A 9,635-nucleotide genomic window follows, 5' to 3' on the forward strand; every position below is an offset into this window, starting at 1 on the left:
CAACAAAGTCTTATTTATAAAGTACGATAATTAAAAGTAAATAGTATAAATTATGAAAAAATTATTTTTAGGATTAGCTATAATTTCAACATCATTAGCTTTTGCTCAACAAACAACGGAAAAGGAACCTGTTAGATTTGGTATTAAAGCAGGTGGAAATGCATCTTCATTTAGTGAGCAGGAACTGAGTATTAATAATCTGAAAGCTGGTTATTATGCAGGAGTTCTTGTTAATATTCCTCTTTCAAGAGAATTCAGCATTCAGCCTGAGGTATTATACAATGAACTAGGTTCAAGAAATGTAGTTTCATCAACAGAAATAACCAATGGTCCAGCAACTATAAATGCAAAAAATGAATATAGAGCAACTTTACGTTATATAACAGTTCCGGTAATGGTTCAATTTAAGCCTATGCGTAACTTTTATGTAGAAGCAGGACCTGAATTCAGTTATTTTGTATCAGGAAAAAATACAGGAGAAACTAAAGTTACAACCACTATTGGAAGTACTACTTCAACACAGACTCAATCTACTTCTGATAAAATTGATAAAGACAATATTAATAAACTTAACTTTGGTTTAGGTCTGGGTGTAGGATATGATTTTACTCCTAACTTCGGAATTAATGCAAGATATGTTAACAGTTTAAGCAACATCTATAACAGTACTCTTCAAACTACAACAAATTCTTCACCGAATAACAGAACTTTCCAATTAGGACTTAGTTACAAGTTTTAATAAAATAAAAAAAAGCTAGGTTTTACCTAGCTTTTTTTTATTTTGAAATAATATTATTTTTTTAATTGAATAATTCAGAATTCTCCCCTTTCTCTACCGGATATTCTTCTGTAAAACATCCGAAGCAGTGATTGGAAGATCCCAAAATTTCTTTCAAGTTTTCAGTACTCAAAAATTCTAAAGAATCTACCCCGAGATAAGTCCTCAATTCTTCTGTTGTCATATTAGCAGAAATAAGATCATCTTTAGAAGGAGTATCAATTCCTAAATAGCAAGGAGCAATAATCGGAGGTGAAACACTTCTGAAGTGAATCTCTTTTACTCCGGCATCTTTAAGAATTTTAACTAGTCTTTTAGAAGTTGTTCCACGAACAATAGAATCATCAATAATCACTACCCTTTTATCTTTTATTTCAGAGATAATGGGATTCAATTTCAGATTCACCACTCTTTCCCTCATTTCCTGAGTCGGAACAATAAAGCTTCTTCCAATGTATCTGTTTTTAATGAGAACGGGACGGAAAGGTATTCCTGAAGCTTTGGAGAAGCCAATAGCTGCCGGAACTCCTGAATCAGGAACGCCGATAACGACATCAGCATCTACAGGAGCCTGCTCCCAGATTTTTTCACCGGATTTTTCACGTATTTCATATACGTTGATGTTTTCCATAGTGGAATCAGGTCTTGCAAAATAGATATATTCAAAAGAACATATTCTCTGCTTTCCTGTATTATTGACCATATAAGACTGTAATCCGGTCTCATTTTCATTGGTATAAATAATTTCTCCCGGTAATATATCACGTACATATTGTGCCCCTACTGCATCTAATGCTACTGATTCTGAAGCAACCACATAACTCTTTTCATCAATAGCGCCTAGCACTAATGGTCGGATCCCGTTAAAATCCCTGAATGCAAAAAACTTATTTCTGGTCATTCCCACTACTGAATAAGCTCCTTCAATTTTTTCCATGGTAGCTTTAATGGCACCCCTTAATCCTAAATCAAGATTTTTTTGAATTAATCTTAAAATAACTTCCGAATCTGAAGTAGCTCTGAATACAACTCCTTCAGCTTCCAGCTCAGCTTTCAACTCTCTGGCATTGGTTAAATTACCATTATGAGCAATAGAAAGTATAATCTGGTCGTATTCATTTTTGGCAAAGAATGGCTGGAAATTATACTTTTTCTTATCTCCTGCAGTAGTATAGCGGGTATGTCCTATTGCAGAGTTTCCCATAAAAGTTTCAGGATCATGGATCTCTTTATAAACATCTAAAACAAGTCCCTCATCCTTTAAATTATTTATTTTTCCATCCTTTAAAACAGAAATACCACAAGCTTCCTGACCTCTGTGCTGCAAAGCAAAAAGTCCGAATTGGGAAAGAGAGAACGTATCTAGATCATTGTCTGAATACAACCCGAAAATACCACATTCTTCGTTGGGTGCATCCAGTTTTTCTTCTTGCGGAGTTCTGAAAAGATTTCTGCCGTAAGGCTGAGTTTTAAACTGTTTTAAATATTCACTTTTATGAATTTCTAAACTTTTCATTTTATTAAGATATTAGAGACTAGTATCAGAAGTCTGTTCTATGCTACTAGCCCCGTATTATATTTTTTAAACTTGCTGTTAACAAACAAATTATTTTCAGAGATAAAGTTCTGAAATTATTTCTTAAGGAGAGCTTTCAATCTATTATAGATTTCGACATATGCTTCTGTAACTTCTCCTAAATCTCTACGGAAACGGTCTTTATCTAATTTTTTCATGGTATCCTTATCCCATAATCTGCAGGTATCAGGAGAAATCTCATCAGCCAGAATAATCTGTCCGTCTGAAGTTTTTCCAAGCTCGATTTTGAAATCTACCAAAATAATGTTGATCTTATCAAATAGGTCAATAAGAATATCATTGATATCTGAGGTAAGTTCATACATTTCATCCAGCTCTTCGTAAGTTGCCAAACCTAAGAAAACAGCATGGTGATCATTGATAAGCGGATCCCCAAGCTCATCTTTTTTATAGCAGATATCAAAAATGGTAACCGGTGATTTTATTCCTTCCTCTACTCCTAATCTTTGTGCCATACTTCCTGCAGAGTAATTTCTTACCACCATTTCCAAAGGAATAATAGAAACTTTTTTTACAAGCTGTTCTCTTTCATCCAATTGCTTGATGAAATGGGTTTTTACTCCTTTCTCATTTAAGTATTCAAAAATAAGAGTGGTAATCGCATTGTTCATTTCTCCTTTAAGATCTACCTGCCCCCTTTTCTGAGCATTGAAAGCTGTAGCATCATCTTTAAAACGTACGATTACTTCATCCGGATTGTCAGTAGCAAAAACCTGTTTTGCTTTACCTTCGTACAACATTTCTCTCTTTTCCATTTTTTAAATTTTCGTTATAGTTAGATTTATAATTATTTTATTAAAATTCCAGTTAATACAGCCATTCCAAAGCTTAAAAGTGTACCTATAAGTACATATTCTGTCAGTTTCCTCTGTTTAGCCTGAGCCAGATCGCTGAATCTGAATACAGATTTAGCAGCAATCATAAAACCTACTCCTTCCCAATGATCTACAACAATAAAAGTAAAAACTAATAGTCTTTCCAGTATTCCTATGTATTTCCCGGCACTTGTTAAAGAGTCAGTTTGCAGGTTATTTAATTCTTCAGAAACCGGAGTCCAGGAAGAAAGTAATATTTTAATGAGAATAGATGCAGGCATGGTTAAAAATACAGTAGCCATTGTAATTTTTAAGATATCAGAATTCTGTAAAAAGCTACAATTAACTTCCCCAAAATAAAAGGCAATTCCTGATATCACCAAAATATGCAGCAGTTGATCAATAAAAAACCACCTTTTCTTGGTCTTTGAGTTTTGGAAAATAAGTTTGGCGAAATCAATTAAAAAATGAGATATACCTATTAATATGGCTACCCACCAAAGATTTAAATCCCAAAGGAATACAAAAGCCAGTAAGGTATGTATAAGGATATGGATGTATAAGTATTTACTTTTCAGTTTAAGTTTTTCTTTGTCAGCAACCCATGAATCCGGCTGAAGAATAAAATCTCCGAGTAAATGAGCCAATATGAGTCTAACAAAAATCATTTCTATAGTTCTGAAATTTTCTTTTTAAAATACTGGTTGGTTTCTATAATAAGATCGTAGTTGGCTCTCTTCAGTCTTTGGCTTATAGAGGACTGGGAAATAGCAAATTTTTTAGCCAGATCTTCCTGAGTAATATCCTCATTCATAATCATTTCGTGAATAATCTCAGCTGTAGCCATTGTCCAGTTATCAAAATCTTTGGAAGACCATTTTAAAAGGATATTCAAATCCCTGTCTACGATATCATTCAGCGTTTTTATAGCAACAGTATGACCATCATTCTTAAGATCGTTTAATAACCTTCCTGAGTTAACGTAAGCAGTTCCATTGGATTCGGTAATCTTTTCTGAAGAAAAACTTTCTTCCCCAATACCTATTGCTATTCTTACATCTAAATTTTCCTGACTTTTAATAAGGGATTTTATAGCGAGAAAATGCCAGAAGACTTCGTCGATACTACATTTAAACTGAAATTCGTCGCCTCTGTATATTTCCCATATCTGTGGGGAATTTCCCCAGTGTTCTAGGAGATTCTTTAGTCTGGTAATCCAAACTTCTGTGTCTGCATGTTGCGAATTTATAATATCACCGGTAATGACCGCTATCATTTTGCAAATATAAGCATAAATACTTATAAATAAAAGATATAAGCAGAAACACTTATAGATTTTTATTATTAGCGAATCTACTTATATCAATTGAAACAAGATTAGGGAAATTATTTCTTTATAATAGAAAAAAATATGAGATTTAAGTTTTTGATTTTTAATTAATTGGATTTCTTATGGATGATTTATTTATTGAGAATTCATTGAAATAAATTCCCCTTTTCATAGAAAGCATATTTTTAAACTTCAAAAATTTTTCACTTAGAATTGTGAGGCCTAAAATACTAAATCGGGACATTTATATTTTCAAATTCACATTAACTAAATATTAAATTTCAAAATATAAATCATTGGTTTTTAAAATATTGAAAGGGTTTATTATGGGAAGTATAATTTTTTTCCGTATTTCCACTTTTTAAGTATCTTTGAGAGCTAACTAAAATTATATGAATACAGAAATATTAAACAACATTAAAATGGTAGCTGATACAGCAAGAGATTTTGCTGAAAAGAATATCAGACCACATATTATGGAATGGGATGAAAGTCAGACGTTTCCTAAAGACCTTTTTCATCAATTGGGCGAAATGGGGTTTATGGGCATTGTGATTCCTGAACAATATGGCGGATCCGGTTTAGGTTATCATGAATATGTTGCTGTTCTGGATGAGATTTCGCAGGTAGATCCATCAATAGGCCTTTCTGTTGCTGCACACAATTCTCTTTGTACTAATCATATATATGAGTTCGGAGATGAAGAACAGAGACATAAATGGCTACCCCAATTAGCTACAGGGAAAGTGATCGGAGCTTGGGGGCTTACAGAGCATAATACAGGTTCAGATTCAGGAGGAATGTCTACAACGGCAGTGAAAGATGGTGATGAATGGATCATTAATGGTGCTAAGAATTTCATTACTCATGCTATCTCCGGTGATATTGCTGTAGTAATGACAAGAACGGGTGAAAAAGGAGCTAAAAATAATTCTACAGCTTTTGTGCTGGAAAAAGGAATGCCGGGATTTACTTCGGGAAAAAAAGAAAATAAACTGGGAATGAGAGCTTCCGAAACGGCTGAACTTATATTTGATAATGTACGTGTTCCGGATTCTCACCGATTAGGAGAAGTTGGTGAAGGTTTTAAGCAGGCTATGAAAGTATTGGATGGTGGTAGAATTTCTATTGCTGCACTGAGTTTAGGAATTGCAAGAGGAGCTTATAAAGCGGCCCTGAAATATGCTCAGGAAAGACAACAATTTGGAAAACCTATTTCAGAATTCCAGGCTATTAATTTTATGCTGGCAGATATGGCTACGGAAATCGATGCAGCAGAACTTCTTATTCAGAGGGCTGCCACATTAAAGAATGCAAAACAAAAAATGACAAGAGAAGGGGCTATGGCAAAACTTTATGCTTCTGAAGCGTGTGTAAGAATTTCCAATAATGCTTTACAGATTTTTGGCGGATATGGTTATACGAAAGACTTCCCTGCCGAAAAATATTACAGGGATTCCAAATTGTGTACCATCGGAGAAGGAACTTCCGAAATTCAGCGATTGGTAATCGGAAGAGATATTACAAAATAAATCTGAAAAATAATAAATGAAAAAAAGGTGATATGTTTTACATATCATCTTTTTTTGTGTGTTTAAAGTATTTTCACGGTATTTTGAAATAAAAAGTTAAATACTCTTAAAATAATTTGTTTTTCATATTATTTTTTTTATTAGTTTTGATTTATCACAACAAAATAAATATTCTTATATGAAAAAACAATTATCCATGCTAGGGATGCTTGTCATTTCCGGCATCTCTTTCGCACAAACAGATCGTCTTTGGTCTGAAAGTTCTACCAAAACAACTTCTTCAGTATTTGAAAATAAAACGAATATTATTAATCCAAGGATTTACAGCTTGGATATCAACAGTCTGAAAAGTGTTTTGTCCAGAGTTCCCAAAAGATTGGTAGCCGGTGAAAAGTCTGAAGTAATTATTTCTTTTCCGAACTCTGAAGGTAAAATGGAAAATTTTAAAGTACGCGAAAATTCCAATTTTGAACCGGAGTTAGCAGCTAAATATCCGGATATTAAATCCTATGTTGGTGAAAGTTTGAATGATCCCAACTCTTCAGTTTATTTTAGCATTTCACCGTTAGGTTTGTCCTCAATGGAAATATATGGAGATAAATCTGCCGTTTTTATTGAGCCCTATACAAAAGATCTTTCCTCTTATGTTGTTTATAAAAAGACAGACAAGAAAGATGATTTGAATAAATTTGAATGTACGGTGATTGAATCCGCTCAAAAAGGGATTGGGAAACCTGATGTTACAGCCCGTCCTAATGCTGATGATGCCATACTAAGAACATTCAGGCTAGCTCTTTCTTGTACGGGTGAATATGCTGTTTATTTTGGGGGAACTAAAGCGCAGGCTTTGGCTGCTATGAATAATACTATGACGCGTGTAAATGGAGTATTTGAAAAGGATTTTTCTTCCCGAATGGTTCTTATAGCCAATAATGATGCAGTGATTTATACAAATGCCTCAACAGATCCTTATTCTCCTTCTTCTTCTATGAGCAACTGGAATTCCCAGCTACAGTCTACTCTAACGTCTGTAATTGGCGAGGCTAACTATGATATTGGACATTTATTTGGTGCTACCGGAGGAGGAGGTAATGCCGGGTGTATAGGCTGTATTTGTACAAATGGTTCCAAAGGAAGTGGCTACACATCACCGGCTGATGGCATACCGTTCGGGGATAACTTCGATATTGATTATGTAGCTCACGAAATGGGGCATCAGTATGGAGGTAATCATACTTATTCTTATTATAATGAAGGTACAGGAGTAAATATGGAGCCAGGATCTGGTTCTACCATTATGGGATATGCCGGAATTACTTCTTATGATATCCAGCCTCATTCTGATCCATTTTTTCATGCAATAAGTATTCAGCAGATTACAAATAATATTAAAGCAAAAACTTGTTCTGTGAATACTCCTACAGGAAACTCTATCCCTACGGTAAATGCAGGTTTGGATTATACAATTCCTAAAAGTACACCATTTATGCTGACAGGTACTGGGGCTGATACAAATGGAGATTCTCTTACATATATATGGGAACAAATGGATAATGCTTCGAACTCGCAAACCAATGCGAACTCGGCTGCAACAGCAACCAAAACTTCCGGTCCCATTTTCAGATCATGGGTGCCTACTACCACTCCGGTAAGATATTTCCCCAGAATGGCCTCTATTTTAACAGGTTCTACTACCACTGCCGGCTCAGAAATAAATGTAGAAGCCTTGCCTTCTGCAGCCAGAACAATGAATTTTAGATTTACCGTTCGGGATAATAGAATCGGAGGCTCAGGAAATAATTCTGATGACGTTGTTATTACTGTAAATCGTACAGCAGGGCCATTTAATATTACTTCACAGAATTCAGCAGTTACTTACTCAGGAAACAGTTCTCAAACTATCACCTGGAATGTTGCAGGAACTACTTCAAATGGAGTGAACGCAGCGAATGTTGATATTCTTTGGTCTACTGATAGTGGTAATACATGGACAACTCTTCTGGCAAGTACTCCTAACGATGGCTCCCAGGCAGTAACTATTCCTAATATTTCAACTTCTACAGGACGAATTATGGTTAAAGGAAGCAATCATATTTTCTTTGATGTAAATAATGCCAATATTACTGTAAATCCATCTCTAGCTAAGCTGACTAATATAAATAATGAAAGTTTGACCACCGATGTTCAGTTATACCCAAATCCTGTAAGAGATATTCTTACGGTTTCAAATAAAACTAATGAAGATTATAAAATATTTGATATGACAGGTAAACTGATTAACTCAGGACAATTGAATAGAGGAACGGTTAATGTAAGCAGACTTATTGAAGGAGCTTACACTATCCAAATAGGTAACTCCAGCAAAAGATTCATTAAAAATTAGTGAATAAATTATATTGTAAACTATGGGTAAGCCGGATCAAATGATCCGGCTTTTTATTTGGGTAATTTATCTGGTTAAATTATTAGAAAAATGATTTGAGATTACTGAATTCCATTTTTCTACGATGTATGACATGATTAGAAACTTTATAATGGTAAGGTTTTTTGTTATATTTGCTTTAAATTTAAAAGATTCATGGATAAAATTGACAGTCTGAACCAAGTTGCTGAGTTTCATACTACATTTAAGGCACCTATTTTAGATACACCACAAATTCCTTCTCCGGAGAGATGTAATCTAAGAGTAGAACTATTACAGGAAGAGCTGAATGAGCTAAAGCAGGCTATTAAAGATAATGATTTAGTGGAAATTGCAGATGCACTTTGTGATTTACAGTATGTACTTAGCGGTGCTGTACTGGAATTCGGGCTTGGCAGTAAATTTGTAGAGCTATTCAATGAAGTTCAGCGTTCCAATATGTCTAAAGCATGTGATAATGAAGAACAGGCAAAAGAAACTGTTGAATTTTACAAACAAAAAGAAGTAGAATCTTTTTATGAGAAATCAGGAGAAAAATATAATGTATACAGGTCTTCAGACCATAAGGTTCTTAAAAATAAGTACTACTCTCCTGCAGATTTGAAAACAATTATAGAAAAGTAATATGAAAAAGTTCCTTATCCGTATTTTTACGTTATCGGGTCTTGTACTAGCCACTCAGCTTTATGATGCTCAGAAAGTAATCGTAAACAGAGAAGTAGAGACACAAAATGATGGTAAAATGCTTTTGGGAAACCAATTGAAAGATCAGTTTTTAAAAGAACCTTACAGTAACTGGTATGTACAGGAGCATGATGAATATGCTGTAGATGAAAAAGCCATTGCTGAATTGAGGAAAAAGAAAATTAACTCCTATAATATCACTGTTTTCCTTGGTACGTGGTGTGAAGACAGCCACAGGGATTTTCCAAGATTAATGAAAATATTGGAACAAGTAAAATATCCTGAAAATAAGCTGACTATTATTGCTGTTAACAGAAAAAAAGAATCTCCTACAGGAGATGAAGGTTTATATAATATTCAAAAAGTTCCTACTATTATTGTTCAAAAATATGGCAAGGAAATTGGAAGAATAGTTGAAATGCCTACTACAGGATATATTGAAAGAGATCTTGTGGATATTTTAAATAAAGTTGATAA

General features: G+C 34.2%; 9 protein-coding genes. 5 read left to right on the forward strand and 4 right to left on the reverse strand.

Annotated features, from left to right (window positions below; all coding sequences use genetic code 11):
• Positions 1-52 precede the first annotated feature (52 nt).
• A complete protein-coding gene (locus Q0A18_RS07075; protein ID WP_292009444.1) occupies positions 53-739 on the forward strand; it encodes a porin family protein in 687 nt (228 codons plus the stop codon).
• A gap of 61 nt (positions 740-800) precedes the next feature.
• Here Q0A18_RS07075 and purF read toward each other — a convergent pair whose 3' ends face one another.
• The 4 genes from purF to Q0A18_RS07095 all read right to left on the reverse strand — a co-directional run bounded on the left by purF (position 801) and on the right by Q0A18_RS07095 (position 4,466).
• Complete coding sequence (gene purF, locus Q0A18_RS07080) at positions 801-2,294, reverse strand: amidophosphoribosyltransferase (RefSeq protein ID WP_292009445.1); 1,494 nt, start codon at positions 2,292-2,294, stop codon at positions 801-803.
• 116 nt (positions 2,295-2,410) lie between these two features.
• Positions 2,411-3,130 (reverse strand): phosphoribosylaminoimidazolesuccinocarboxamide synthase, encoded by a 720-nt coding sequence (gene purC, locus Q0A18_RS07085; protein ID WP_292009446.1) that lies wholly within the window; start codon positions 3,128-3,130, stop codon positions 2,411-2,413.
• A 32-nt stretch (positions 3,131-3,162) separates the two neighbouring features.
• Positions 3,163-3,858 carry a DUF3307 domain-containing protein gene (locus Q0A18_RS07090; RefSeq protein ID WP_292009447.1) on the reverse strand — a complete coding sequence of 232 codons (696 nt, stop codon included), beginning with the start codon at positions 3,856-3,858 and terminating at the stop codon, positions 3,163-3,165.
• A gap of 2 nt (positions 3,859-3,860) precedes the next feature.
• Complete coding sequence (locus tag Q0A18_RS07095) at positions 3,861-4,466, reverse strand: SatD family protein (protein WP_292009448.1); 606 nt, start codon at positions 4,464-4,466, stop codon at positions 3,861-3,863.
• Between the two features lie 446 nt (positions 4,467-4,912).
• On the opposite strand from Q0A18_RS07095, the gene Q0A18_RS07100 reads away from it, so the two are divergent.
• The 4 genes from Q0A18_RS07100 to Q0A18_RS07115 all read left to right on the forward strand — a co-directional run.
• The gene (locus Q0A18_RS07100) at positions 4,913-6,052 is read left to right on the forward strand and encodes an acyl-CoA dehydrogenase family protein (protein ID WP_292009449.1); all 1,140 of its coding nucleotides are present in this window, start codon (positions 4,913-4,915) and stop codon (positions 6,050-6,052) included.
• Between the two features lie 178 nt (positions 6,053-6,230).
• Positions 6,231-8,435, forward strand: a complete 2,205-nt coding sequence (locus Q0A18_RS07105) for a reprolysin-like metallopeptidase (RefSeq protein ID WP_292009450.1) — start codon at positions 6,231-6,233, stop codon at positions 8,433-8,435.
• Between the two features lie 195 nt (positions 8,436-8,630).
• A complete protein-coding gene (locus Q0A18_RS07110; protein WP_292009451.1) occupies positions 8,631-9,098 on the forward strand; it encodes a nucleoside triphosphate pyrophosphohydrolase family protein in 468 nt (155 codons plus the stop codon).
• A gap of 1 nt (position 9,099) precedes the next feature.
• On the forward strand, positions 9,100-9,635 hold a 536-nt coding region (locus Q0A18_RS07115), incomplete at its 3' end, for a thioredoxin family protein (RefSeq protein ID WP_292009452.1).

Source organism: Chryseobacterium sp. (assembly GCF_022712095.1).
Lineage (GTDB): Bacteria > Bacteroidota > Bacteroidia > Flavobacteriales > Weeksellaceae > Chryseobacterium.

Coding starts and splice junctions, on each gene's coding strand:
- Q0A18_RS07100 (WP_292009449.1), top strand. CDS start 4,913: ATGAATACAGAAATATTAAACAACATTAAAATGGTAGCTGATACAGCA.
- purF (WP_292009445.1), bottom strand. CDS start 2,294: ATGAAAAGTTTAGAAATTCATAAAAGTGAATATTTAAAACAGTTTAAA.
- Q0A18_RS07110 (WP_292009451.1), top strand. CDS start 8,631: ATGGATAAAATTGACAGTCTGAACCAAGTTGCTGAGTTTCATACTACA.
- Q0A18_RS07090 (WP_292009447.1), bottom strand. CDS start 3,858: ATGATTTTTGTTAGACTCATATTGGCTCATTTACTCGGAGATTTTATT.
- purC (WP_292009446.1), bottom strand. CDS start 3,130: ATGGAAAAGAGAGAAATGTTGTACGAAGGTAAAGCAAAACAGGTTTTT.
- Q0A18_RS07095 (WP_292009448.1), bottom strand. CDS start 4,466: ATGATAGCGGTCATTACCGGTGATATTATAAATTCGCAACATGCAGAC.
- Q0A18_RS07105 (WP_292009450.1), top strand. CDS start 6,231: ATGAAAAAACAATTATCCATGCTAGGGATGCTTGTCATTTCCGGCATC.
- Q0A18_RS07075 (WP_292009444.1), top strand. CDS start 53: ATGAAAAAATTATTTTTAGGATTAGCTATAATTTCAACATCATTAGCT.